The sequence below is a fragment of the Ancylobacter terrae genome, from assembly GCF_045108345.1.
GTDB lineage: Bacteria > Pseudomonadota > Alphaproteobacteria > Rhizobiales > Xanthobacteraceae > Ancylobacter.
Genome location: NZ_JBJGXH010000004.1, coordinates 183,292 through 206,204, shown reverse-complemented (window position 1 = coordinate 206,204; position 22,913 = coordinate 183,292). Strand labels below are relative to the sequence as shown.

Genomic DNA, 22,913 nt, shown 5'->3' with positions numbered 1-22,913 from the left:
CGCGCTCATGTAGATTCCGGCCTGCGGGTGCCGCCCATCGGGGCGGCACGTTTCGTTTTGGACCCCGGTTTTGGCCTGAAGAGAGAGGGGAGGGGATACGTGATCGACCCCATCCTGCCGACCTATAATCGTGTTGACCTCGTCTTCGAGCGCGGCGAAGGCGCCTGGCTCGTCACCCGAGACGGGCAGCGATATCTCGACTTCACCGCCGGCATCGCGGTCAATGTCCTCGGTCATGCGCACCCTTATCTGGTGGCGGCGCTCACCGAGCAGGCCGGCAAGCTGTGGCACACCTCGAACCTGTTCCGCATGGAAGGCGGCGAGAAGCTCGCCAACCGCCTCATCGCCGCGACCTTCGCGGACACCATGTTCTTCACCAATTCGGGTGCGGAAGCGCTGGAATGCGCGATCAAGATGGCGCGCCGGTACCATTTCGCCAGCGGCCATCCCGAGCGCACCCGCATCATCACCTTCGAGGGCGCCTTCCACGGGCGCACGCTGGCGACCATCGCCGCCGGCGGCAACGCGAAGTATCTGGAGGGCTTCGGCCCGGCCATGCCCGGTTTCGACCAGGTGCCGTTCGGCGACCTGGCGGCGGTGAAGGCCGCCATCACGCCGGAGACCGGCGCCATCCTGATCGAGCCGGTGCAGGGCGAGGGCGGCGTGCGTGCCGCGCCCTGGCCGTTCCTGCGCGAGCTGCGCGCGCTGTGCGACCAGCACGGGCTGCTGCTGATCCTCGACGAGGTGCAGTGCGGCGTCGGGCGCACCGGCAAGCTCTTCGCCCATGAATGGGCCGGCATCACGCCGGACATCATGGCGGTGGCCAAGGGCATCGGCGGCGGCTTCCCGGTCGGCGCCTGCCTCGCCACGGAGGAGGCCGCCAAGGGCATGACCGCCGGCACCCACGGCTCCACCTATGGCGGCAACCCGCTGGCCATGAGCGTCGCCAACGCCGTGCTCGACGTCGTGCTGGCGGACGGGTTCCTCGACCAGGTGCAGGCGACCGCGCTGCGGCTGAAGCAGCGCCTTGCCGAGCTCAAGGACCGCCACCCCGCCATCATCGCCGAGGTGCGCGGCGAAGGGCTGCTGCTCGGCCTGCGCACGCTGGTGCCGAATGGCGAGGTGGTCAACGCGCTGCGCGCCGAGGGCATGCTCGGCGTCGGCGCCGCCGACAATGTCGTGCGCCTGCTGCCGCCGCTCAACATCGGCGAGGCGGAGATCGACGCGGCGTTCACGCGGATCGATGCGGCCTGCGCGAAGCTGGAAGCGAACCTCAGGGCGGCCGGCGCGCCGCGGGGAGCCGCCGCATGAGCGCGAACGGCAGCCACACGGACGGCCTCCAAGGCGGCGGCATCCGCCATTTCCTCGATCTCGACGCCCTGCCGGCGGGAGAACTGCGCCACCTGATCGACCTGTCGCGCGACCTCAAGAGCCGGCGCAAGCATGTGGCGGCGGAGAAGCCCTTTGCCGGCAAGGTGCTGGCCATGGTGTTCGAGCAGCCCTCGACGCGCACGCGCATCTCCTTCGATGTCGCCATGCGCCAGCTCGGCGGCGAAACGATCATGCTGACCGGCGCCGAGATGCAGCTCGGCCGCGGCGAGACCATCGCCGACACGGCGCGGGTGCTCTCGCGCTATGTCGATGCCATCATGATCCGCATCCTCGACCCGGAGTCGCTCGCCGAACTGGCGGCGAACGCGACCGTGCCGGTGATCAACGGCCTGACGCGGGCCTCGCATCCCTGCCAGATCATGGCCGACGTGATGACCTTCGAGGAGCATCGCGGCCCGATCGGCGGGCGCACCGTGGCCTGGACCGGCGACGCCAACAATGTGCTCGCCTCCTGGATCCACGCCGCCCAGCGCTTCGACTTCGCGCTGAACGTGGCGACGCCGCCGGAGCTGGCGCCGCGCCCGGCGCTGGTCGACTGGGTGCGCGCGACCGGTGCGAAGGTGACGTTCGGCCATGACGCCGAGCGGGCCGTCGAGGGGGCCGATTGCGTCGTCACCGACACCTGGGTGTCGATGGGCGACGAGGAGGCCGAACGGCGGCACAACCTGCTGATGCCCTATCAGGTCAATGGCGCGCTGATGAAGCGCGCCAACCCCGATGCGCTGTTCATGCACTGCCTGCCGGCCCATCGCGGCGAGGAAGTGACCGACGAGGTTATGGACGGCCCGCAATCGGTGGTGTTCGACGAGGCCGAGAACCGCCTGCACGCCCAGAAGGGCATCCTCGCCTGGTGCCTCGAGGGCGCCGGGGCGTAGCAGCAAGGCACGCCCCTCATCCTCTCCCGCCCGCGGGGGAGGTGGCCGGCGGCGCCGGTCGGAGCGGGAAGCGTCGTCGCGCGCGATGGTTCGGCCCCAGAGGGGCCACATCCGCCGCTCCCCGCCAGCGGGAGAGGAGGGACGGAAGGGTCCGCAGACGCGGCCCGCGATGGCGGGGGGGCTCGCCAGTCCCCCATCGCGGTTCACCCCTCGCATTCCCGGACGAGGGCACCTATATGGCGCGGACGGAGCCATCCATGACATCACAGAGCTTTACCGCCCGTTCGCCCAGTGCCGAGGCCGTCGACGATCGCGTCCTGCCGTTCCACGTGGACGGGCTCGACGTGCGCGGCCGCATCGTGCGGCTCGGTCCCACCCTCGACGCGGTGCTGGCGCACCACGCCTATCCCGCGCCCGTCAAGCGGCTGCTCGGCGAGGCGGTGGCGCTCACCGTGCTGCTCGGCTCGACGCTGAAGATCGAGGGCCGCTTCATCCTGCAAACCCGCACCGACGGGCCGGTCGACCTGCTGGTGGTCGACTTCACCGCGCCCTCGAACGTGCGCGCCTATGCCCGTTTCGACGCCGAGCGCCTCGGCGCGCTCGATGCAGCGGCGCTGCGCGACAGCGGCGCGCTGCTCGGGCGCGGCCACCTCGCCATGACCATCGACCAGGGCGTGCAGCTCAACCGCTACCAGGGCGTCGTCGCGCTGGAAGGCGGTGGGCTCGAGGATGCCGCGCACCAGTATTTCCAGCAGTCCGAGCAGATCCCGACCCGCGTGCGGCTCGCCGTCGCCGAGGAAGTGCGCGCCGGCGGGGCGGCCTCGTCCTGGCGCGTCGGCGGGCTGATGGTGCAGTTCCTGCCGACCGAGGGCGGGCGCGTCGCCCATGCCGACCTCGCCCCCGGCGACGCGCCGGAGGGGACGCCGGTGCACGAGGTGGCGGAGGACGATGCCTGGCGCGAGGCGCAGTCGCTGGTCGGCACGCTGGAGGATGTCGAACTGGTCGACGCGAGCCTGTCGAGCGAGCGCCTCCTGTTTCGCCTGTTCCACGAGCGCGGCGTGCGCGTGTTCGATCCCGAAGGCATCGTCGCCCGCTGCTCCTGCTCGCGCGAGCGGGTGATGAACGTGCTGGCGAGCTTCGGCCGCGAGGAGCGCGCCGATCTCGTCGAGGACGGCAAGGTCACCGTCACCTGCGAGTTCTGCGGGCGGAGCTACGGCTTCGCGGCGGAGGAAGTGGTGGGGCCGGACGAGGCGGGCGAGGCACCGGCGGCGCACTGACGGGCGAGGCGGGGCGGCTTCCTCACGTCGCGCCGTCATGCCGTCATCCCCGGGCCGAGCCCGGGGATGACGGCATGACGGCGGGGACCGTGTGAGCAAAGGCGGAACGCGATCCCGGATCGGCTTTCGGCCGTCCCGGACACGTGCCGCCGAGGAAAACAGCGCTGATCGACGGACGACCCGCCTACCCCGCGCACTCCGCGATCAGCCCCTTCAGGAACCGCTCGCAGGCGCGCAACTGGGCGACGTCGATATATTCGTCGGGCTTGTGCGCCTGATCGATCGAGCCGGGGCCGCAGATGACGGTGGGAATGCCCGCCGCCTGGAAATGCCCGCCTTCCGTGCCGTAGGAGACGGCGAAGGTGCGGTTCTGGCCGGCGAGGCGCAGCGCCAGCGTCTCCGCCTCCGATCCCGGCTCGGGGGCCAGCGGGGGCACCTTGTAGATGAAATCGGTGACGATCGAGGATTCCGGCGCCGTGGCGCGCAGCCCCGGCAGCACCTCGCGCTCGGCATAGGCCATGACGGCGGCGATCAGTGCCTCCTCGTCGAAGCCCGGCAGGCCGCGCACGTTCCAGCGCAGCGCGCAGCGCTCGGGCACGATGTTGCCGGCGGTGCCGCCCTCGACGATGGTCACCTGGAGGGTGGAGGACGGCGGGTCGAACCGCCCGCTGGGGTCGCCCGCGGCCTCCAGCGCCGCGCGGTGCCGGTCGATCTCGCCGATCAGCCTGGCCGCGGCGAAGATGGCGTTGGCGCCGAGATGGGGCATCGAGGAATGTGCCGACCGCCCGGTCACGGTGGTGACATAGGCGATGCCGGACTTGTGCGCGTCGACCACCCGCATCGAGGTCGGCTCGCCGACGATGCAGGCCCTCGGCTTGGGCAGGTCGACGCCGAGTCGGCGCACGGCGGGCACGACGCCGGTGCAGCCGATCTCCTCGTCATAGGAGATGATCAGGTGGATGGGGGTCGCCAGCCGCGCCGCGAGCATGTCCGGCACCATGGCGAGGCAGGTGGCGACGAAGCCCTTCATGTCGCAGCTGCCGCGCCCGTAGAGCCGCTCCCCGCGCAGCGCGAGGGCGAAGGGATCGCTGCTCCACGACTGCCCCTCCACGGGAACGACGTCGGAATGGCCGGAGAGGCAGATGCCGCCCCGCCCCGGCGGCCCGATCGTGGCGAACAGGCTGGCCTTGTCGCCGGTCTCGTTCGGCACCAGCGTCGAGGCGACGCCGAGCCCGGCGAGATAATCCCGCACATAGTCGATCAGGGCGAGATTGGAGCGGCTGCTGGTGGTGTCGAAGCCGACGAGGCGGTCGAGAAGCTCCTCGGTGGTGGGTCGGCCGGCCGGCATGTGATCTCCCCGATGCAATGCGCCGCAGCATAAGGGCGCGCTCGCGCCGCTCCAAGGACGATCTCAGCGCGGGCGGTCTCAGCGCATCCAGAACCGCGGCAGGAACAGCACCAGCACGGTGAACAGCTCGAGCCGCCCCAGCAGCATGCCGAAGGAGAGCAGCCAGATGACGCTGTCCGGCATGCCGGCGAAGTTGGAGGCCGGCCCCACCAGCGGCCCGAGGCCGGGTCCGACATTGCCGATCGCCGTCACCGCCGCCGACAGCGCGGTGGCTAGATCGAAGCCGAGCGCGTTGATGGCGAGACCCAGCACCAGGAAGCTGCCGAGATAGAGAAACACGAAGGAGAGCACGGAGCCGACCACCTCGCTCGGCACTGGCGAGCCGCCATAGCGCACGGGGAACACGCCGTTGGGGTAGATCAGTCGCTTGAGGTGCTGCACCAGCGCCGAGCCGACGATGGCGAGGCGGAAGGTCTTGGCGCCTCCCGAAGTCGAGCCGGTGCAGCCGCCGAGGAACATGATCATGAAATAGAGCATCTCGGTGGGGGCGCCCCATTTCGAATAGTCGTCGCCGACGAAGCCCGTTGTCGACATCAGCGACACGACGTTGAACAGCGCGTCGCGCAGCGCCGGCTCGCCGCGGTCGATCCCGGCCAGCACCTGCTGCAGGAAGGAGATGAAGGTGAACAGGGCGATGAGGCCGAGGAACAGCCGCACCTCGGTATTGGCGACCAGGCGGCTGAAATCGCCGGCCAGCACGCGCACATAGAGCACGAAAGGCAGCGAGCCGGCGAGCATGAAGACGATGGCGGCGTAATCGATCGCCGCGCTCTTGAAGAAGCCGATCGAGGCGTCGTGCGTCGAGAAGCCGCCGGTCGAGATCGTCGCCATGGCATGGGCCACGGCGTCGAACACGCTCATGCCGCAGGCCGCATAGGTGATGGCGCAGGCGAAGGAGAGCAGCAGATAGGTGCCGAGGATGCCCTTGGCCATCTGGGCGGCACGGGGCAGCATCTTCTCCGACTTGTCCGAGGATTCCGCCCGGAACAGCTGCATGCCGCCGATCTGCAGCATGGGCAGGAAGGCGATGGCGAAGACGATGATGCCGATGCCGCCATACCAGTGCAGGAAGGCGCGCCAGATCAGGATGCCGGGCGGGCGGGTATCGAGGCCGGAAATGACCGTGGCCCCCGTCGTGGTGAGGCCCGAGACCGCCTCGAAATAGGCGTCGGCGAAGGACAGCCGCGTCTGCGCCCACATGAAGGGGATCGCCGCGAAGGCCGAGAGCACCACCCAGCTCGCGGCGGTTAGCAGGAAGGTCTGCCGCAGGTCCAGCCGTTCCACCCCGCCCGAACGGCCGGCGAGCCAGAGCGACAGGCCGACGAACACGGTAACAGCGCAGGCGACGATATAGACGAGAAAATCCGACTGACCCGCGGCGAGGTCCACCAGCGCCGGGATCATCATCGTGGTGCCGAGGATGGCAAGGAGGACGCCGAGAACGGCGGCGATCGGGCGAAGGTCGATCACGTGAGCAGGAACCGCGCGAGCAGGAACGCGACCATAGCCGCTTCGTGGCGCGGCCGGAAGCGCCGGCAGCCGCGCCGCATCAGTTGAGGATGCGCGCCGCGTCCGGCAGGTCGAGTGAGAAGGCCGGGATGTCGGCAGTGAAGACCTCGCCGCCGGCGGTGACGAGTTCGTAGCTGCCTTCCATGATGCCGGTCGGGGTCGGGAGGGGAACGCCGCTGGTATATTCGAACTGCGCGCCGGCCGCGAGCACCGGCTGTTCGCCGACGACACCGGCGCCGCGCACCTGCTGCACGCGGCCGAAGGCATCGGTGATCGACCAGTATCGCGTCTTGAGCTGCACCGTTTCGGGACCGAGATTCACGATCTCCACCGTATAGGCCCAGAAATACTGGTTACGCTCGGGGTCGGAGCGCTCGGGCGCGAAGCGCGGCGTCACGGTCACCTGTATGTCTCTCGTCGTGGCCCGATACATTCTGCCCTCTGCCGGCTGACGCGACCAGTGAAGAGCTTTTGGCGCCGCCGGGCAAGCGCCGTTGAGCCAGCGCCGTTGAGCCAGCACCGTCCTTTGCCGGCGCCTCGCGCGCGTCCATGCGAAAGGCCGCCCGTCCTCTCTGGACGGGCGGCGCTTGGGGCGACGCTGGAATGCTAGTTCACCACCTCGATGATCGTGCGCGTGCGCGGGTCGACGATGACGTGGCGCTCGTTCACCACCGCGAAACGGTATTTCTCGTAGCGCGGCACCTCATAGAGCACCACCTGCTCGGGCAGCGGCTCGCCCACCGCCACCTGTCCCTCGTAGATCACCGAGGGCCGTCGCTCCTCGACGACATAGGTGCGCACCGCCGGCGGCGGCGGATCGATCGCGGTGCCGAGCACGCCGCCGGCAATACCGCCGACCACCGCGCCCACCGGGCCGCCGATCACGGCGCCGGTAACGGCACCGCCGGCCACGCCGGCCGCCGTCCCCTCCTGGGCGGCGGCGAGGCCCGGCGCCAGAAACGCGATGGATACGGCGCCGATCATCAAGGTCTTGCGCATGAATCTCTCCCTGTACGTGGATGCGTACTGTTCTATGGAAAGATGAACGCAGTAGAAGAGCGGAGGTTCCGCCCCCGTATTGCTGACCTATTTCAGCAACCCATTACCGGGCGTCGATCCGTATAGGTCAGACCCGCGCCAGCGCCTGGGCGATATCCTCGGAGAGGTCGTCGACATGCTCCAGGCCGACGGAGAGCCGCACCATGCCGTCCGAGATCCCCATCTCGGCCCGCGCCTCCGGCGAAAAGCGCTGGTGGGTCGTCGTCGCGGGATGGGTGACGAGGCTTTTGGCATCGCCGAGATTGTTGGAGATGCGGGCGATCCGCAGGCCGTTGAGGAAGCGAAAGGCGCCGGCCTTGCCGCCCGCGACCTCGAAGGTCACCAGCGTGCCGCCGCCGCGCATCTGCCGCCGGGCGAGATCATGCTGGGGATGGTCGGCGCGGAACGGATAGATCACCTTGGTGATCTTCGCGGCCTCCGCCAGCCGGTCGGCCAGCGTTGCCGCGCTCGCCTGCATGCGCTCGACCCGCAGCGGCAGCGTCTCCAGCCCCTTCAGCATCACCCAGGCATTGAACGGCGAGGCGGACGGGCCGGTCTGCCGCAGGAACGTCTGCAAATGGTCGGTGAGGAACTTCTGCGAGCACAGCACCACGCCGGCAAGGCAGCGGCCCTGCCCGTCGATGTGCTTGGTCGCCGAATAGACGACGACGTCGGCCCCGAGCGCCAGCGGGCTCTGCAGCATCGGCGTGGCGAACACGTTGTCGACCACGAGGCAGGCGCCCGCCGCCTTGGAGATGGCGGCGACGCCGGCGATGTCGACGATCTCCAGCGTCGGGTTGGTCGGGCTCTCGAGGAAGAACACCTTTGTCTCCGGACGCACCGCCGCCTGCCAGGCGGCAAGGTCGGTGCCGTCGACCAGCGTGGCGGCGACGCCGAAGCGCGGCAGCAATTCCTCGATCACATAGCGGCAGGAGCCGAACAGCGCACGCGCTGCCACCACATGGTCGCCGGCCTTGAGCTGGCAGAGCAGCGCGGCCGTGACCGCCGCCATGCCGGACGCGGTGGCGCGGGCGACCTCGGCCCCTTCGAGCAGCGCGAGGCGGGTCTCGAACATCGCGACGGTGGGGTTGGAATAGCGCGTGTAGATGAAGCCGGGATCGTCGCCCTTGAAGCGGGCCTCGGCCTGCTCGGCGGTGTCGTAGACATAGCCCTGCGTGAGGTACATCGCCTCCGCCGTCTCGCCATAGGGCGAGCGCAGGATGCCGCCATGCACGAGGCGGGTATCCGGCCGCAGGGCGGCGACATCGGCGGGGGTGAGCTTGGGCGTGTCGTTCATCTGCGCTCTCCGGACCTCGGGCCATGACCGGAGACAGGCGCACCTCAAGGCGGAGGCATCGCCACGCATCCGGCCTTTTAGCATCCTTGTTTTACGTGGCGGCAAGCCGGCCGGCTCAAATAACCACGGTGAGAGCGGCGTAAAGCAATGCATGGCTTGGCGTCAAGGGGCGCGTCCGTTAAAGCGAACGACGGGCGCGGGTCCACCGGCACCGGGCGACCCGAGGGGAGAGTGAGCGTGCCCGAACTCGACTTGCCGCGACACGGCGACGGCATCCTGCCCGACAGCGCCATCGCCGCGCTACATGCGGCGGGCGCCATCCGCGCCGCCTCGCCCTTCGACGCCGACCAGATCCAGCCGGCGAGCCTCGACCTGCGCCTCGGGCCAGTCGCCTGGCGCATCCGGGCGAGCTTCCTGCCCGGCGCCGAGGCCGATGTCGAGGATCGCCTGCGCCAGCTTCTGCTGCACACGCTGGACCTCACCACCGGCGAGGTGCTGGAAACGGGCTGCGTCTATCTGGTCGAGTTGCAGGAGGCGCTGGCGCTGCCCGCCGACATCGCCGCCTCGACCAACCCGAAGAGCTCCACCGGCCGGCTCGACGTCTTCACCCGCGTCATCGCCGATCGCGCCCGCTCCTTCGACGCCATCCCGGTCGGCTATCGCGGCAAGCTCTATCTGGAGATCAGCCCGCGCACCTTCCCGATCCTCGTCCGCCAGGGCTCGCGCCTGTCGCAGATCCGGTTCCGCCGCGGCGATGCGCGCCTCGACGAGACCGCGCTCGCCGCGCTGGACCGTCGGGAGCGCCTCGTCGACGCCCCGGCGCCGGACGTCGCCGGCGGCGGGATCGCGGTGAGCGTCGACCTCTCGGGCGAGGGCTTCGGCGGCCTGCTCGGCTTCCGCGCCAAGCGGCACACCGGCCTGATCGACGTCGACGTGCGCGGGGCCTGCGACGTCGACGACTACTGGGAGCCGCTGGCGACGCGCGGGCGTCGCGAACTGGTGCTCGACCCCGACGCCTTCTACATCCTGGCCTCCAAGGAGGCGGTGCACGTGCCGCCCGACTATGCGGCGGAGATGGTGCCCTTCGACCCGCTGGTCGGCGAGTTCCGCGTCCACTATGCCGGCTTCTTCGACCCCGGCTTCGGCCATGCGGCCGCCGGGGGGCGCGGCGCCCGGGCGGTGCTGGAGGTGCGCTCGCGCGAGGTGCCCTTCATCCTCGAAGATGGGCAGATCGTCGGGCGGCTGGTCTATGAGAAGATGCTGGCGCGGCCGCGTTCGCTCTATGGCGAAGGGCTCGGCTCGAACTACCAGGCGCAGGGCCTGAAGCTCTCCAAGCATTTCCGCGCCATACCGCGGGGCTGAAACGCGCGAGAGCCCGCCGCCGGAAAATCCGGCCGCGGGCCCGCGGCGGTGTGGGACCGCCGCACTACCGATTGAGGCGCCTTTACTGGGTGCGCGTGGTGTTCGAGGCCTGACGGACCTCGTCCAGCGTGCGGAACTGCGGCGCGGCGTTCAGCTCTTCCTTGGTCATCGCGACCACGATCTTGGTGCCGTTCTCGGTCGGCGCCATGGTCAGCGACTCGAAGGAGACCGCGACCGGCTTCGCACCGATGCCCAGGAAGCCGCCGACATCGATCACCGCGCCGCCCACGCTGCCGTCCTTGTTGACGACGACATCGCTGATGGCACCGAGCTTCTCGTCATTGGCGGTCACCACGTCGGTGCCGATGAGATCGCTGCCGAGAATCTGGTCGGCGCTCTGCTCCGAGACGAAGCGCGGCGTCGCGGGCACGGTGGTGGCGGTGGTGTTCGGCACGGCCGGCGCCGCGTTCGGGGCCGGGCTCGTCATGCTGTCGGGCATCTTCTCGGCCGGCGCGGGCGGCAGCGGGCTGCTGGGGTTGGCCGCGGGCGGGGGCGAGGTCGGGTTGGGCGCCGTCTGGGCAAAGGCGACCGCCGGGGTCACCGAAAGCGCGGCGAGGGTGACGAACGTCGCGATCTTGCGGGTCATGCTGTCCTCCAGTAGCGGTTATCATCCGGTCCAGCCGAGCGACTGATGTCGTTGCCGGCTGTCTGAAGATGAAACGTCCCTGAGGCTTTTATTGTTCCCATTACGTAAGGGAATATTGCCGAATTAACGCAGAGGGATAGTGAAAACTATGATATTACCACGCGCGAATGCGGGTCTCGCTCAGCGTGGTGCCAGGATATGCTGCGCCGGTATAAGGACCCGGCAGGAAAGACCTTCGGGCGCGAAGGTGAGCGTGACCTCGCCGTCCAGCGCCCGCGATAGATTCCGTTCGATCACCAGCGAACCGAAGCCCCGTCCCTCGGGCGGCTGGACGGGCGGGCCACCCCTCTCGGTCCAGCTCAGCTCGATGTCGTCGCCGTCGGCGTTGCGCCGCGACCAGGCGATGTCGACCCGGCCGCCCGGCACCGACAGCGCGCCGTATTTGGCGGCGTTGGTGGAGAGCTCGTGCAGCGCCAGGCCGATGTTCTGCGCGGCTTCCGGCTTCAGCATCACGTCGGGACCGCTCAGCCGGACCTGGGCGTTCTCGCGATCGATGTGATGGCCGAGCTGCGAGCGCACCATGTCGGTGAGCGAGGCGCCATGCCAACTCTCCTGCACCAAGAGGTCGTGCGAGCGGGCGAGCGCCTGCAGCCGGGCGCTGAACTGCTCCACGAACTCGTCGATCGAGCCGGCATGGCGCGCGGTCTGCCGCGCCATGGCCTGGATCACGGCCAGCAGGTTCTTGGAGCGGTGCGTGAGCTCGCGCATGAGCAGCCGCAGATGGCGCTCCTGCTCCTTGCGCTCGGTGATGTCGACGATGGCGCCGGTGAGCCCGACCGTCTGGCCGCCGATATCCCGCAGCGGCTCGACGTGAAGGTCGTACCAGTGCGTGCCTTCGGCTTCCTCGACCTCGATCTCGCCCTTGGTGGTCTCGTGGCGTTCCAGCGCGGCGCGCTTCAGCCGCACGATCTCGGTGCAGCCCTTGTCGCCGAGCAGGTCGGAATCGCTGGCGCCGAGGGCGCGTTCCAGCGGCAGGCCGAACAGGGGCTTGCTGATGGAGGTGTAGCGCTGCTCGCTGTCCTGGGTGAAGATCGCGACCTTGGAGCCGCGCAGGGCGAGTTCGTAGCGTTGCAGCGCGGTGGCAAGTTCGAGCGTCAGACGCCGCTGTTCGCTGGCGGCGTAGCCGGGCGTCGGCATCTGCCGCAGCGAATCCAGATTGAGCCAGAGCAGGATCGCGATGGTCACCGCGAACAGGCTCGCGCTGAGCCGCACCGAGCTTTCCACCACCGGCCAGGCGGCGCCGAAATTGATGGCGGCGAGCACCGAGAGCAGACCGACCGACAGCACCAGCGCGGCCAGCAGCAGCATCAGCCACCAGCTGCGCGGGGAGAGGTCCGAGCGTCGCCGCAGCAGCCAGAAAAGGGCCGCGCTGATGGCGATGCAGGACAGGGCCGTGGTGAAGCGAGCGAGGTCGTTGATGAGGTCGAGCGTCTCGGGATTCATGCGGCGCTGTCACGCATTCTGCCGGGGGCCTTGAAGGACGGAAAAGCCGGCGGGAGCCCCGCCGGCTTTTCCCGACGGGCTCGCCGCCGGCACGCGATCACGCGGTGGCGTGCTGCTCGCGCGGGCGGGCCTTGCGCTCGAAGAACAGCGCCTGGCTGATCACCGCCGCCACCGTGGCGGGCTGGAACGGCTTGGCGATCAGGAAGGCCGGCTCCGGGCGCACGCCGGTAAGGAAGCGTTCGGGATAGGCGGTGATGAAGATCACCGGCACCTCGACGCTCTGGATCAGCTCGTTCACCGCGTCGAGGCCGGAACTGCCGTCGGCAAGCTGGATATCGGCCAGCACGAGGCCCGGCGTCTTGCGGCGGGCGAGGGTCATGGCCTCCGAATGGGTGCGGGCAATGCCGGTGACATGATGGCCGAGGCTCTCGACCAGGCCCTCGAGGTCGAGCGCGATGAACGGCTCGTCCTCGATGATCAGCACGTCGGTGGCGATCTCGGCGGCGAGCTCGCGCCCCGCCTGCTCGACCAGCGAACGCAGCTGGGGCACATCGACGTCGAGGATCGCGGCGGCGTGCTCCTCGTCGAAGCCTTCGAGGGAGACCAGCAGGAAGGCCTGCCGTACCGGCGGGGTGATATGGCCGAGCCGCTCCTCGCCGCGGATCGGCGCCGGTCCGCGCTCGACCTCGCCGTTCAGCGGCACGGAATTCCACAACCGCGTGAGCATGCGGTAGAGCGCGACGCGCGGATCGCCGGTGTCGAGCATCTTCGGATCGGCGATCAGCGTTTCGATCAGGCTCGTCACATAGGCATCGCCCGACGATTGGCTGCCGCTGAGAGCCCGTGCATAGCGGCGAAGGAACGGCAGGTGCTGCGCAACGATTTGCGACGTGCTCACGAAATTCTCCCCATGAAACAACCCAGAGCGGGCGTTCCGGCAGTCGGGTCCGGACCCCACCTTAACGCCGCCGATGGTGACCGGTTCCGACCGAAGCGAAAAAAGTGGTGATTTTCATTTTTCGGATGGAACCGCCGTCCCCGCCCGCTGTTATCGGTGGCATCCGGCGCTCGGGACGTGTGGTGTCCGTGCCATCGGAAGTGTGAATGTCAGGAATAGAGCTGATGGAAGACAAGCAGTCGGAGGTCGGCGCGGACGGCTCGACCGAAGCTGTCGCGGCCGGCACTTCAGGTTCGGCGGCCAAGCGTATCGTGGCGGCCGGGCGGGAAACGGGGTTGGACGGGGATATTCAGGCCAAGATCGGCCAGCATCTGCGCGCCATGTATGATGACGTGGTGCGGCAGGGGGTGCCCGATCGCTTCATGGATCTTCTGTCTCGGCTTGACGGCCACGATGAGCGGGAGAAGGGCCGGTGAGCCAGTTCGATCCGGCCCTGCGGGACGAGATCATCGCCGCGATCCCCAACCTGCGCGCGTTCGGCATTTCGCTGACCGGCAGCGTGGATCGGGCGGACGACCTCGTGCAGGAGACGCTTCTGCGCGCCTTCGCGAACATCTCCTCGTTCCGCCCGGGCACCAATCTGTCGGCGTGGCTGTTCACGATCCTGCGCAACCTGTTCCGGTCGGAATACCGCAAGCGCCGGCGCGAGGTTCCCGATTCGGATGGTGCCTTCGCGGCCACGCTGGCGACCAGCCCCGACCAGAATTCGCATCTGGACTTCGAGGATTTCCGCGCCGCCCTCGACCGGCTGCCGAACGACCAGCGCGAGGCCCTCGTGCTCGTCGGCGCGTCCGGCTTCTCCTACGAGGAAGCCGCGGATATTTGCGGCTGTGCCGTCGGCACCATCAAGAGCCGGGTTAACCGCGCCCGCAATCGTCTCGGCGAGATGCTCGCCATCGAGACGAGCGAGGATTTCGGTCCCGACATCGCGACCCGCGCCGTTCTGGCCGTGGGCGGCGAGCGCCGGTGAGGCGCATTCCATCCTGAAAATCAGAGAAGGCGGGGCGTCTGCGCGCAATGGCGTCGACGCGCGCATCGGATTCGGCCCGACGGGCGGCCACCCCGGCGCCGTTTCAGCGGCGCCGGGGCGGGTGTCTAGGCCCGCCGACCGCGCATGAACCCCATGATCGCCGAGATGGCGAACAGCACGATGGCGACGAAGAAGATGATCTTGGCGATCTCGATGGCCGTTCCGGCGATGCCGCCGAAGCCGAGCACGGCGGCGATCAGCGCGATCACCAGGAAGGTCAGGGCCCAACCCATCATGTCTTTGATCCTCCAGCCACGCGGGCGCCTGCCCGCCAGTGGCTGTACAACCAGCCCGATGGTGCGCGGTTCCCGGTCGTCGGCGGATTAAGGACGGAAGCGCTTCATCAGCTCCGGACCCAGCCGCCGCGCCTCGGCGACCAGCGCCGCGGTGATCGGGGTCATCGGGTCGCGATCGAGCACGACGAGGCCGATCTCGTGCACCACTTCCGGATCGACGATCGGAAGGGAGCGGATGGTCGAGGGGAAGGAGAACACGTCGGCCAGCGTCGTCGGCACCACGCTGGACCACTGCCCCGTGCGCACATGCGACAGCAGGGCGATGGTCGAGTTCGATTCCAGCGTCGGCGCCACGGTGTGGCCGGCGCGGGTGAGCTCCGCCTCGACGATGCGCCGGTTCTGCATGTCGGGCGTCAGCAGGCACAGCGGCACCTGGCCGATCTCCTTCCAGGTGACGCTGTCGCGGTCGCCGAGCGGCGCGCCGAGCGAGGTGAGGAAGCGATAGCCCTCGCGGTAGAGCGGCACGGTCTTGACCCGACCCAGCGGCTCGTTGTCGAGATAGGTGACGCCGGCGTCGACCTCGAGGTTCTCGATCAGCCGCAGCACCTCCTTCGAGGTCGCCGAGACCAGCGTGAACTGCACGCTGTCGTGGCGCAGGCGGTAGGGCGTGGTGAGTTCGGAGAGCATCGGCATCGCGGTCGGCACCGCGGCGATGCGCAGGTGCCCGGTCAGCCCCTTCTTGAGCGCGGTGATCTCCTGCCGCATCGCCCGCGCATCGCCGATGATGCGCCGCGCCCAGACCAGCGCCCGCTCGCCCTCGGGCGTGAAATCGATGAAGCGCGAGCCGCGCTCCACGAGGCGCACCCCGAGCGCTTCCTCCAGCTGCTTCAGACCCGCCGAGAGCGTCGGCTGCGTCACCCCGCAGGCCTCGGCCGCGCGGCCGAAATGGCGTTCCTTGGCGAGGGCGAGGAGAAGTTCGAAACGATCGAGCACGCGGATCTTCCTGGAACGCTTGCAAACCGCATTTCTATCAGAAGGCGCGCGCCGATGCGAATTGCCGATGGGCTGATTGTCATTGCCTCTCATGGGCCGGCGTGCGGCGCCGCCGGTCAAATCCGGCCGATCCGCGAAAAGCGCTTCGCACCTGTCATGATCTTGGCTTAGAAGAGCCCGGCCGTTTTTCCTCCCGAGCTATGAGGGCGCCATGAACGCTCCCGACAAGATCGCCGCCGCGCCCGACGACATCACCGATGTCCATGCCCAGGCGCGCGTGCTGGTGCAGGCGCTGCCGCACATGCAGCGCTATGACGACGCCATCGTCGTGGTGAAATATGGCGGCCACGCCATGGGCGACGAGCAGGTGGCCCGCGACTTCGCGCAGGACATCGTGCTGCTCGAGCAGTCCGGGGTGAATCCGGTGGTCGTGCATGGCGGCGGCCCGCAGATCGGCGCCATGCTGGCCAAGCTCGGCATCAAGTCCGAATTCGCGGCGGGCCTGCGCATCACCGACAAGGCCACCGTCGAGATCGTCGAGATGGTGCTGGCCGGCTCGATCAACAAGTCGCTGGTCGGCTTCATCAACGAGGCGGGCGGCAAGGCGCTGGGCCTCACCGGCAAGGACGGCAACATGGTGCGCGCGACCAAGGTCACGCGCTCGGTGATCGATCCGGCCTCCAACACCGAGCACGAGGTCGACCTCGGCTTCGTCGGCGAGCCGAGCCACGTCGACACCACCGTTCTCGACCAGATCCTCGGCCGCGAGCTGATCCCGGTGCTCGCGCCGGTGGCGACGGGCGAGGGCGGCGGCACCTTCAACGTCAACGCCGACACCTTCGCCGGGGCGATTGCCGGTGCGCTGGGCGCCAAGCGCCTGCTGCTGCTCACCGACGTGCCCGGCGTGCTCGACCGCAACAAGGAGCTGATCAAGGAGCTCAACATCGCGGAAGCGCGCCGGCTCATCGCCGACGGCACCATATCGGGCGGCATGATCCCGAAGGTCGAGACCTGCATCTACGCGCTGGAGCAGGGCGTCGAGGGCGTGGTGATCCTCGATGGCAAGGTGCCGCATGCGGTGCTGCTGGAACTGCTGACCGACCACGGCGCCGGCACGCTGATCCGGCGCTGAGGGGTCGGCGCCTCGTCTACACACGACACGTCATCCCCGGGCTTGTCCCGGGGATCCACGACATCGGCGGGAGTGCCTGCACCAGCCCGACCATGACCGCGGTCAGCGTCGCCGGAAGCGTATAGCGGAACGGGAGCTTCGCATGCCGATGGTGCCGGAGGTGACGCCGGCTGACGACAGGGACGGCCGCGACTGGATGGATGACCGGGCCGAGCTTGGCCATGAGGCCGGACTCCGTGCCCGTCGGCTGGCATGGCGGCTCGCCGCCGGGCTCGCCCTTCTCCTCGCCGCGCCGGCCGCCGCCCGCGCCGACCTCGCGCTGTGCAACCATACGAGCTACGTCGCCGAGGCCGCGCTCGGCATCGAGCAGAGCGGGGTGCGGGTGACCCGCGGCTGGTTCCGCCTCGATCCCGGCCGCTGCCGGACGGTGATGCGCGGCGAGATCGCCGCCGAACGCTTCTTCCTGCATGCCCGCGCCCTGCCGCTCTACGGACCGGTGGCGATGAGCGCGGCGAACGGCACCCGGCTCTGCGCCGGCACCGGCGACTTCCTGATCGCCGATGCGGACACCTGCGCGGGCGAGGGCCGCACGCTCCTCCCCTTCGCGCCGATGCGCCCGACCGGGGAGGGTGGCGCGCTCACCCTCAACCTCGCCGAGGCGGACGAATATGGCGACGAGCAGGCGCGCTTCGCCGCTCTCCAGCGCCTGCTCGCCCTGCTCGGCTACGACCCCGGCCCGGTCGACGGCACCACGGGCCCCAAGACCGATACCGCGCTCGCCGCCTTCCTCGCCGACCGCAAGCTCGATGCGGGTGCGGCGGCGCGGCCGGACCTTCTCGACCGGCTGTTGCAGGCCGTGCGCGAGGGCGAGGGGCCGGGCCTCGTCTGGTGCAACGACACCCGTTTCACCGTGATGACCGCGATGGCCCGCGAGGAGAAGGGCGCGGACGGTCGCATCGACGTCGTCGCCCGCGGCTGGTGGCGCATCGCGCCCGGGCGCTGCCTGCGCGCGCCCGACGCTGAGGGCGAGGATGGCAGCGCCGACGGCAAGCTCTACAGCTACGCCACCGCGCTCGATGCCGACGGTGCGCCGCTGAAGCGCCCCGACGGCGGCCGTCTCGACTGGGGCGGTGGCGTCACGCTCTGCACCCGCGCCAGCCCGTTTGAGATCCGCGCTCACGACGACTGTGCCGGCCGCAATCTCGACCCGACGCCCTTTGCGCCGGTGACGCGTTCGGCGCGCGGCGCGGCGCAGGTCCGCTTCACGCAATAGCGATCGGTCGCGCGGCCGGGGCACCTCCGTTTCGCCGCGATCCCGGCCCTCGATAGCGACGCCGCGATCCGCGCCAGCGCCCCGGGGTGAGCCTCATGTCCACCGTACCGTTCGAGCCGCGCCGTTTCCGCTCCACCGCCGATTTCTACGCGCGCTACCGCGTCCCCTATCCGGACGATCTCATCGCCCTGGTCGCCCGCCGCGCCGGTCTCACGCCGGGGGAGGGCGTGCTCGACCTCGGCTGCGGGCCGGGCGTGCTGGCGCTCGCCTTCGCCCGCCTCGGCGCGCGGGTGACCGCGCTCGATCCCGAGCCCGAGATGCTGGACGCCGCCGCGGCGGCGGCCGAGGCGGCGGGCCTCGACATCACCGTGCAGCCGGGCTCGTCCTATGAGCTCGACGCGCTGTCCGGCCCGTTCCGCCTCGTCGTCATGGGTCGCTCCTTCCACTGGATGGATCGTGCGGCGACGCTGCGCTCGCTCGACCGGCTGGTCGCGCCCGGCGGCGCGGTGGCGCTGTTCGGCGACCGGCGCATCGCCGCGGCCCCGGACTGGCACGGCGCCCTGCAGACGCTGGGCGAGACCTATTCCCCCTCCCGCATGGCCGAGCGGAAGATCCGGCGCGGGCCCGGCTGGATGCCGCATGAGGGCGTGCTGGTGCGCTCGCCCTTCGCCCATGTCGAGCGGATCGGCCGTATCCTCGAACGCCCGCTCGATGCCGACGCCATCGTCGGCCGCGCCTTCTCGCGCTCGGTCACCTCGCCCGAGGCGCTCGGCACGCTGCGTCCCGCCTTCGAGATCGCGTTGCGGGCGGAGCTGAAGCGGCTGTCGCCGTCCGGTGCCTTCACCGAGATCGTCGGGGTCGACGCCATACTGGGCTTCCGCGCGCCGCCCGACTGACCGGCGCCGCGCGCATTCCCATGAGCGCGCGGAGCCTCTACAAGGGCGGCATGTCCGAGCCCCGCCCCGCCGTGCCGCCGCATCCCGATGCCATCCGTCCCGATCACTCCCACGTCGACGGCTTCCGGCACGTCGATATCTGGGTGTTCGACCTCGACAACACGCTCTACCCGCCGGGGCTCGACCTGTGGCGGCAGATCGACCTGCGCATGCGCGCCTATATCGCCGACTTCCTCGGTGTCTCGCTGGACGAGGCCTTCGCCCGGCAGAAGGACTATTACCGGCGCTACGGCACCTCGCTGCGCGGGCTGATGATCGAGCACGCCATGGACCCGGACGCCTTCCTCGCCCATGTCCACGCCATCGACCTCACCGGCCTCGCTCCCGCTCCCGCGCTGGGCGCGGCATTGGCCGCGCTGCCCGGCCGCAAGCTGGTCTACACCAACGGCTCGCGCCGTCATGCCGAGCGCATCCTCGACAAGCTCGGCTTCCTCGATCACATCGAGGGCGTACACGACATCGTCGCCGCCGAGTTCCACCCCAAGCCGACCGAAGAGGCCTATCGCCGCTTCCTCGACGCCTATGCGGTGGAGCCGACGCGCGCCGCCATGTTCGAGGACCTCGCCCGCAATCTCGAAGTGCCGGCGCAGCTCGGCATGCGCACGGTGCTGGTGGTGCCGCCCGGCCTCGCCGTGAGCCCGGCCGACCGCGAGGCGTGGGAGCATGAGGGGCGCGATGCCGCCCATATCGACCATGTCACCGAGGACCTCGCCGGCTTCCTCGCGCCCCTGCGCCGTTGAGCGCCGGCGATTTCGGCCGTTGACATCGGCGTCGCCCGCCGGGAGAAGACGCCTCGCCTTATGCGGAGAGAACGCGCCATGTCGACCACCGAGCTTCAGTCCATCATCGAGGATGCCTTCGAGAAGAGGGCGGAGATCGGCTTCGACACCGGCGGCCCCGTCCGCGCGGCGGTGAACGAGGCGCTCGGGCTGCTCGACGCCGGCAAGGTGCGCGTCGCCGAGCCGGCAGCCAATGGCGACTGGACCGTCAACCAGTGGCTCAAGAAGGCGGTGCTGCTCTCCTTCCGCCTCAACGACATGGCCATTATCCCCGGCGGCCCGGGCCAGGCGGTGTGGTGGGACAAGGTGCCCTCGAAGTTCGACGGCTGGGGCGAGGCCGAGTTCCGCTCGGCGGGTTTCCGCGCCGTGCCCGGCTGCGTGGTGCGCCGCTCGGCCTATATCGCGCCGAACGTCGTGCTGATGCCCTCCTTCGTCAATCTCGGCGCCCATGTCGCCAGCGGCACCATGGTCGATACCTGGGCGACGGTGGGTTCCTGCGCGCAGATCGGCAAGAACGTGCACCTCTCGGGCGGCGTCGGCATCGGCGGCGTGCTGGAGCCCTTGCAGGCCGGGCCGGTGATCATCGAGGACGACTGCTTCATCGGCGCCCGCTCCGAGGTTGTCGAGGGCGTCATCGTGCGCCGCGGCGCCGTGCTCTCGATGGGGGTGTTCATTTCCTCCACCACCAAGATCGTCGACCGCACCACCGGCGAAGTGTTCGTCGGCGAGGTGCCGGCCTATTCCGTCGTGGTGCCCGGCGCGCTGCCGGGACGCCCGCTGCCCGACGGCACGCCCGGCCCCTCGCTGGCCTGCGCGGTGATCGTCAAGCGTGTCGACGAGCAGACCCGCTCCAAGACCTCGATCAACGACCTGCTGCGGGATTGACCGGCGGGCCTGCTGGCGGCGCTTCCGTCTTGACCGTCATCCCGGCCGGAGCGTAGCGAAGAGCCGGGATCGGAGGCTGAAAGTGGCGCCAGTCTCGGCACGCGATCCCGGCTCGGCTTCCGGCCGTCCGGGATGACGGGGGCCCGGTCGTGGGCGCGCCGGTCCGACATGGCGTTCGCAGGGAGCTGTCTCATGGCCGATACCGTTTCCGCCTCGTCCGCCGATCCGGTCGAGATCACCCGCAGCCTGATCCGCTGCCCCTCCGTGACGCCCGAGGAGGGCGGCGCGCTCGACTATCTCGCCGGGGTGCTGGGCCGTGCCGGCTTCACCGTGCACCGCGTCCGGCTGTCGGGTCCCGATACGCCGGACGTCGAGAACCTCTACGCCCGTTTCGGCACGCGCACGCCCAATCTCTGCTTTGCCGGCCATACCGACGTGGTGCCGCCGGGCGATCCCGCCGACTGGACTTTTCCCCCCTTTGAGGGCGCCATCCATGGCGGCCTGCTCTACGGGCGTGGCGCGGTCGACATGAAAGGTGGCGTCGGCGCCTTCATCGCCGCGGCGCTCGACTTCGCGGCCGCGCACGGGGAGAACGCCCCAGGCTCGGTCTCGCTGCTGATCACCGGTGACGAGGAAGGCCCCGCCATCAACGGCACCGAGAAGCTGCTGCGCTGGCTGGCCGACCGCGACGAGCGGCTCGACCATTGCGTGCTGGGCGAGCCCTCCAGCCGCGCCGTGCTGGGCGACATGGTGAAGATCGGCCGGCGTGGCTCGCTGTCGGGCACGCTCACGGTGCACGGCCGGCAAGGCCATGTCGGCTATCCCCACCTCGCCGACAACCCGATCCGCGGCCTGCACCGCCTGCTCGGCATCCTGCTCGACGAGCCGCTCGATGCCGGCACGGCGCATTTCCAGGCGTCGAACCTCGAGGTCGTCTCGGTCGACGTCGGCAACCCCGCCTTCAACGTCATCCCGGCGCAGGCGCGGGCGCGCTTCAACGTGCGCTTCAACGAGCTCTGGCAACCCGACACGCTCGCCGCCGAGATCGAGCGGCGGCTGCACCACATGGCCGGCAACGAGGTGCGCTGGTCGGTCGCCTTCGAGGAGCGCTCCAGCGACAGCTTCCTGACCGCGCCCGGCGAGTTCGTCGATCTCGTGGTCGCCGCCATCGCCGAGACCACGGGGCGTACGCCCGAGCTCTCCACCACCGGCGGTACCTCGGATGCGCGCTTCATCAAGGATTACTGCCCGGTGGTCGAGTTCGGGCTGGTGGGGACGTCGATGCACGCCGTCGACGAGGCGACCCCGGTCGACGAACTGCGCGCGCTGACGCGGGTCTATCGCGGCATCATCGACCGCTATTTCGCCGCCTTCGGCCGCTGAGGCTCAGCGTGAGCGCAGCGCCGGGGCGGTGAGGCTGCCGGGCGCGGCGTCGTAGCTCTGCGCGTAGCCTTCCATCTGCACATTGCCGCTGATCTTGACGCAGGTCTGCGTGCCCGCGAGGCGCTGGAAGCCGGCGCCCATCGCGCGGCAGAACGGATCCTTAGCCGGATCGACCGGCTCCGGTGCCGTATTCTTGGCCGGCGCGGCAGGCGTCTTCGTCTGCGCAAGGGCACCGGACGCGGCGACGCCGGCAAGAAGGATCGCGATCAGCGCAGTGCCGGCGGCGCGGGGAAGGATCATGCCGGGGTCTCGCAACGGGGGGATCGGGTGTCCGCAGGCTCGGGCAGGATTGCGGCGTCATCCGGGCGCGGATGATAGACGCAGGGGCCGGGCGCTGTGCCAGAGCCTGTTTCGCAAAGAGCGTTCTCACGCGTCGCCGGTGAACCGGTATCCACCGCGCTCGAAAACGCTCTAGGCTGGCGCACCGTGATTCCCCTCCGGAGCCCGCCGTGCCCGACGCGCCCGTCCGTCCCACCCTCGCCGCCAGCGCCGCGGTGTTTCGCGACGGCCGCGTCCTGCTCGCGCGCCGGGGGCAGGCGCCGGCGGCGGGCATCTGGTCGCTGCCGGGCGGGCGGGTCGAGCCGGGCGAGCCGCTGGCGCTCGCCGCCACCCGCGAGGTGATGGAGGAGGTCGGCGTCACCGCCCGGGTCATCGGCGTCGCCGGCGCGCTCGACATCATCCGCCACGATCCTGCGGGCGGTCTGACGGCGCATTTTGTCGTCATCGCCCATGCCGCGCGCTGGCAGGCCGGCGAGCCGGCCACCGGGCCGGAAGCCGCGGAGGTGGGCTGGTTCGCTCCCGACGCGCTGCCCGCCCCGGCGACCGAGGGCCTCGCCGGCATCGTCGCCGCCGCCCACGCGCTCGTCGCCGCGTCGGATGGGGAGGCGTGAGTGGGCGGCACGCCTCTTGACCGGCCGCGCC

At 69.8% G+C, this 22,913-nt stretch carries 24 protein-coding genes and 1 riboswitch; of the genes, 13 read left to right on the top strand and 11 right to left on the bottom strand.

The window, feature by feature from the left end:
* Positions 1-99: 99 nt before the first annotated feature.
* From ACEUEL_RS19505 to ACEUEL_RS19495, 3 genes are all read left to right on the top strand, one after another.
* Positions 100-1,311 (top strand): aspartate aminotransferase family protein, encoded by a 1,212-nt coding sequence (locus ACEUEL_RS19505; protein WP_405708996.1) that lies wholly within the window; start codon positions 100-102, stop codon positions 1,309-1,311.
* On the top strand, positions 1,308-2,267 hold the full coding sequence (gene argF, locus ACEUEL_RS19500) for an ornithine carbamoyltransferase (protein WP_405708994.1): 960 nt from the start codon (positions 1,308-1,310) through the stop codon (positions 2,265-2,267). Before ACEUEL_RS19505 ends, argF begins: the two co-directional genes overlap by 4 nt.
* 257 nt (positions 2,268-2,524) lie before the next feature.
* A complete protein-coding gene (locus ACEUEL_RS19495; RefSeq protein WP_405708991.1) occupies positions 2,525-3,544 on the top strand; it encodes an Hsp33 family molecular chaperone in 1,020 nt (339 codons plus the stop codon).
* Between the two features lie 184 nt (positions 3,545-3,728).
* Here ACEUEL_RS19495 and argE read toward each other — a convergent pair whose 3' ends face one another.
* From argE to ACEUEL_RS19470, 5 genes are all read right to left on the bottom strand, one after another.
* On the bottom strand, positions 3,729-4,892 hold the full coding sequence (gene argE, locus ACEUEL_RS19490; protein ID WP_405708988.1) for an acetylornithine deacetylase: 1,164 nt from the start codon (positions 4,890-4,892) through the stop codon (positions 3,729-3,731).
* A gap of 78 nt (positions 4,893-4,970) precedes the next feature.
* Positions 4,971-6,422 (bottom strand): TrkH family potassium uptake protein, encoded by a 1,452-nt coding sequence (locus ACEUEL_RS19485; RefSeq protein WP_405708985.1) that lies wholly within the window; start codon positions 6,420-6,422, stop codon positions 4,971-4,973.
* A gap of 79 nt (positions 6,423-6,501) precedes the next feature.
* Complete coding sequence (apaG, locus tag ACEUEL_RS19480; protein ID WP_405708982.1) at positions 6,502-6,894, bottom strand: Co2+/Mg2+ efflux protein ApaG; 393 nt, start codon at positions 6,892-6,894, stop codon at positions 6,502-6,504.
* Positions 6,895-7,067: 173 nt separating this feature from the next.
* Entirely contained in the window at positions 7,068-7,460 is a 393-nt protein-coding gene (locus tag ACEUEL_RS19475) for a DUF1236 domain-containing protein (RefSeq protein WP_405708979.1), read from the bottom strand.
* 127 nt (positions 7,461-7,587) lie between these two features.
* Positions 7,588-8,796, bottom strand: coding sequence for an O-succinylhomoserine sulfhydrylase (locus ACEUEL_RS19470; RefSeq protein ID WP_405708977.1), 1,209 nt, complete (start codon positions 8,794-8,796; stop codon positions 7,588-7,590).
* A 57-nt stretch (positions 8,797-8,853) separates the two neighbouring features.
* Positions 8,854-8,933: riboswitch (SAM riboswitch) on the bottom strand.
* Between the two features lie 100 nt (positions 8,934-9,033).
* Between ACEUEL_RS19470 and ACEUEL_RS19465 the strand changes: the two genes are divergently transcribed.
* Positions 9,034-10,158: a 2'-deoxycytidine 5'-triphosphate deaminase gene (locus ACEUEL_RS19465; protein WP_405708974.1), complete on the top strand. Its 1,125-nt coding sequence runs from the start codon at positions 9,034-9,036 to the stop codon at positions 10,156-10,158.
* Positions 10,159-10,240: 82 nt separating this feature from the next.
* Here ACEUEL_RS19465 and ACEUEL_RS19460 read toward each other — a convergent pair whose 3' ends face one another.
* The 3 genes from ACEUEL_RS19460 to ACEUEL_RS19450 all read right to left on the bottom strand — a co-directional run bounded on the left by ACEUEL_RS19460 (position 10,241) and on the right by ACEUEL_RS19450 (position 13,205).
* Complete coding sequence (locus ACEUEL_RS19460) at positions 10,241-10,804, bottom strand: PRC-barrel domain-containing protein (RefSeq protein ID WP_405708971.1); 564 nt, start codon at positions 10,802-10,804, stop codon at positions 10,241-10,243.
* 180 nt (positions 10,805-10,984) lie between these two features.
* Positions 10,985-12,307 carry a sensor histidine kinase gene (locus tag ACEUEL_RS19455; RefSeq protein WP_405708968.1) on the bottom strand — a complete coding sequence of 441 codons (1,323 nt, stop codon included), beginning with the start codon at positions 12,305-12,307 and terminating at the stop codon, positions 10,985-10,987.
* 97 nt (positions 12,308-12,404) lie between these two features.
* On the bottom strand, positions 12,405-13,205 hold the full coding sequence (locus ACEUEL_RS19450) for a response regulator (protein ID WP_405708966.1): 801 nt from the start codon (positions 13,203-13,205) through the stop codon (positions 12,405-12,407).
* Positions 13,206-13,429: 224 nt separating this feature from the next.
* Here ACEUEL_RS19450 and ACEUEL_RS19445 point away from each other — a divergent pair, with 224 nt between their 5' ends.
* Together ACEUEL_RS19445 and ACEUEL_RS19440 are read left to right on the top strand one after the other, a co-directional pair.
* Positions 13,430-13,681, top strand: coding sequence for a NepR family anti-sigma factor (locus ACEUEL_RS19445; protein ID WP_405708963.1), 252 nt, complete (start codon positions 13,430-13,432; stop codon positions 13,679-13,681).
* Positions 13,678-14,235 carry a sigma-70 family RNA polymerase sigma factor gene (locus ACEUEL_RS19440; protein ID WP_405708961.1) on the top strand — a complete coding sequence of 186 codons (558 nt, stop codon included), beginning with the start codon at positions 13,678-13,680 and terminating at the stop codon, positions 14,233-14,235. The genes ACEUEL_RS19445 and ACEUEL_RS19440 overlap by 4 nt, the downstream gene beginning before the upstream one ends.
* A 125-nt stretch (positions 14,236-14,360) precedes the next feature.
* Here ACEUEL_RS19440 and ACEUEL_RS19435 read toward each other — a convergent pair whose 3' ends face one another.
* A complete protein-coding gene (locus ACEUEL_RS19435) occupies positions 14,361-14,531 on the bottom strand; it encodes a DUF1328 domain-containing protein (RefSeq protein ID WP_405708958.1) in 171 nt (56 codons plus the stop codon).
* 87 nt (positions 14,532-14,618) lie between these two features.
* Complete coding sequence (locus ACEUEL_RS19430) at positions 14,619-15,524, bottom strand: LysR family transcriptional regulator (RefSeq protein ID WP_405708955.1); 906 nt, start codon at positions 15,522-15,524, stop codon at positions 14,619-14,621.
* Between the two features lie 211 nt (positions 15,525-15,735).
* Between ACEUEL_RS19430 and argB the strand changes: the two genes are divergently transcribed.
* The 6 genes from argB (at position 15,736) to dapE (ending at position 21,932) form a co-directional block, all read left to right on the top strand.
* Positions 15,736-16,656 carry an acetylglutamate kinase gene (gene argB, locus ACEUEL_RS19425; protein WP_405708952.1) on the top strand — a complete coding sequence of 307 codons (921 nt, stop codon included), beginning with the start codon at positions 15,736-15,738 and terminating at the stop codon, positions 16,654-16,656.
* Between the two features lie 142 nt (positions 16,657-16,798).
* On the top strand, positions 16,799-17,929 hold the full coding sequence (locus ACEUEL_RS19420; protein ID WP_405708949.1) for a DUF1036 domain-containing protein: 1,131 nt from the start codon (positions 16,799-16,801) through the stop codon (positions 17,927-17,929).
* 95 nt (positions 17,930-18,024) lie between these two features.
* The gene (locus ACEUEL_RS19415) at positions 18,025-18,825 is read left to right on the top strand and encodes a class I SAM-dependent methyltransferase (protein WP_405708946.1); all 801 of its coding nucleotides are present in this window, start codon (positions 18,025-18,027) and stop codon (positions 18,823-18,825) included.
* 20 nt (positions 18,826-18,845) lie between these two features.
* Positions 18,846-19,625, top strand: a complete 780-nt coding sequence (locus ACEUEL_RS19410; protein ID WP_405708943.1) for a pyrimidine 5'-nucleotidase — start codon at positions 18,846-18,848, stop codon at positions 19,623-19,625.
* 78 nt (positions 19,626-19,703) lie between these two features.
* The gene (gene dapD / locus ACEUEL_RS19405; protein WP_405708940.1) at positions 19,704-20,549 is read left to right on the top strand and encodes a 2,3,4,5-tetrahydropyridine-2,6-dicarboxylate N-succinyltransferase; all 846 of its coding nucleotides are present in this window, start codon (positions 19,704-19,706) and stop codon (positions 20,547-20,549) included.
* 192 nt (positions 20,550-20,741) lie between these two features.
* Positions 20,742-21,932, top strand: coding sequence for a succinyl-diaminopimelate desuccinylase (gene dapE, locus ACEUEL_RS19400; protein ID WP_405708938.1), 1,191 nt, complete (start codon positions 20,742-20,744; stop codon positions 21,930-21,932).
* A 3-nt stretch (positions 21,933-21,935) separates the two neighbouring features.
* Here dapE and ACEUEL_RS19395 read toward each other — a convergent pair whose 3' ends face one another.
* Positions 21,936-22,232 carry a hypothetical protein gene (locus ACEUEL_RS19395; protein ID WP_405708935.1) on the bottom strand — a complete coding sequence of 99 codons (297 nt, stop codon included), beginning with the start codon at positions 22,230-22,232 and terminating at the stop codon, positions 21,936-21,938.
* Positions 22,233-22,441: 209 nt separating this feature from the next.
* Between ACEUEL_RS19395 and ACEUEL_RS19390 the strand changes: the two genes are divergently transcribed.
* Positions 22,442-22,882: an NUDIX hydrolase gene (locus tag ACEUEL_RS19390; RefSeq protein WP_405708932.1), complete on the top strand. Its 441-nt coding sequence runs from the start codon at positions 22,442-22,444 to the stop codon at positions 22,880-22,882.
* The last annotated feature ends 31 nt before the right edge of the window (positions 22,883-22,913 follow it).

What these genes read in the sequence shown, in the direction of transcription:
- dapD (WP_405708940.1), top strand. Translation starts at nt 19,704, where the DNA reads ATGTCGACCACCGAGCTTCAGTCCATCATCGAGGATGCCTTCGAGAAG.
- ACEUEL_RS19395 (WP_405708935.1), bottom strand. Translation starts at nt 22,232, where the DNA reads ATGATCCTTCCCCGCGCCGCCGGCACTGCGCTGATCGCGATCCTTCTT.
- ACEUEL_RS19495 (WP_405708991.1), top strand. Translation starts at nt 2,525, where the DNA reads ATGACATCACAGAGCTTTACCGCCCGTTCGCCCAGTGCCGAGGCCGTC.
- ACEUEL_RS19410 (WP_405708943.1), top strand. Translation starts at nt 18,846, where the DNA reads ATGAGCGCGCGGAGCCTCTACAAGGGCGGCATGTCCGAGCCCCGCCCC.
- argB (WP_405708952.1), top strand. Translation starts at nt 15,736, where the DNA reads ATGAACGCTCCCGACAAGATCGCCGCCGCGCCCGACGACATCACCGAT.
- ACEUEL_RS19455 (WP_405708968.1), bottom strand. Translation starts at nt 12,307, where the DNA reads ATGAATCCCGAGACGCTCGACCTCATCAACGACCTCGCTCGCTTCACC.
- ACEUEL_RS19460 (WP_405708971.1), bottom strand. Translation starts at nt 10,804, where the DNA reads ATGACCCGCAAGATCGCGACGTTCGTCACCCTCGCCGCGCTTTCGGTG.
- ACEUEL_RS19420 (WP_405708949.1), top strand. Translation starts at nt 16,799, where the DNA reads ATGCCGATGGTGCCGGAGGTGACGCCGGCTGACGACAGGGACGGCCGC.
- ACEUEL_RS19475 (WP_405708979.1), bottom strand. Translation starts at nt 7,460, where the DNA reads ATGCGCAAGACCTTGATGATCGGCGCCGTATCCATCGCGTTTCTGGCG.
- ACEUEL_RS19445 (WP_405708963.1), top strand. Translation starts at nt 13,430, where the DNA reads ATGGAAGACAAGCAGTCGGAGGTCGGCGCGGACGGCTCGACCGAAGCT.
- apaG (WP_405708982.1), bottom strand. Translation starts at nt 6,894, where the DNA reads ATGTATCGGGCCACGACGAGAGACATACAGGTGACCGTGACGCCGCGC.
- ACEUEL_RS19470 (WP_405708977.1), bottom strand. Translation starts at nt 8,796, where the DNA reads ATGAACGACACGCCCAAGCTCACCCCCGCCGATGTCGCCGCCCTGCGG.
- argF (WP_405708994.1), top strand. Translation starts at nt 1,308, where the DNA reads ATGAGCGCGAACGGCAGCCACACGGACGGCCTCCAAGGCGGCGGCATC.
- dapE (WP_405708938.1), top strand. Translation starts at nt 20,742, where the DNA reads ATGGCCGATACCGTTTCCGCCTCGTCCGCCGATCCGGTCGAGATCACC.
- argE (WP_405708988.1), bottom strand. Translation starts at nt 4,892, where the DNA reads ATGCCGGCCGGCCGACCCACCACCGAGGAGCTTCTCGACCGCCTCGTC.
- ACEUEL_RS19435 (WP_405708958.1), bottom strand. Translation starts at nt 14,531, where the DNA reads ATGATGGGTTGGGCCCTGACCTTCCTGGTGATCGCGCTGATCGCCGCC.
- ACEUEL_RS19415 (WP_405708946.1), top strand. Translation starts at nt 18,025, where the DNA reads ATGTCCACCGTACCGTTCGAGCCGCGCCGTTTCCGCTCCACCGCCGAT.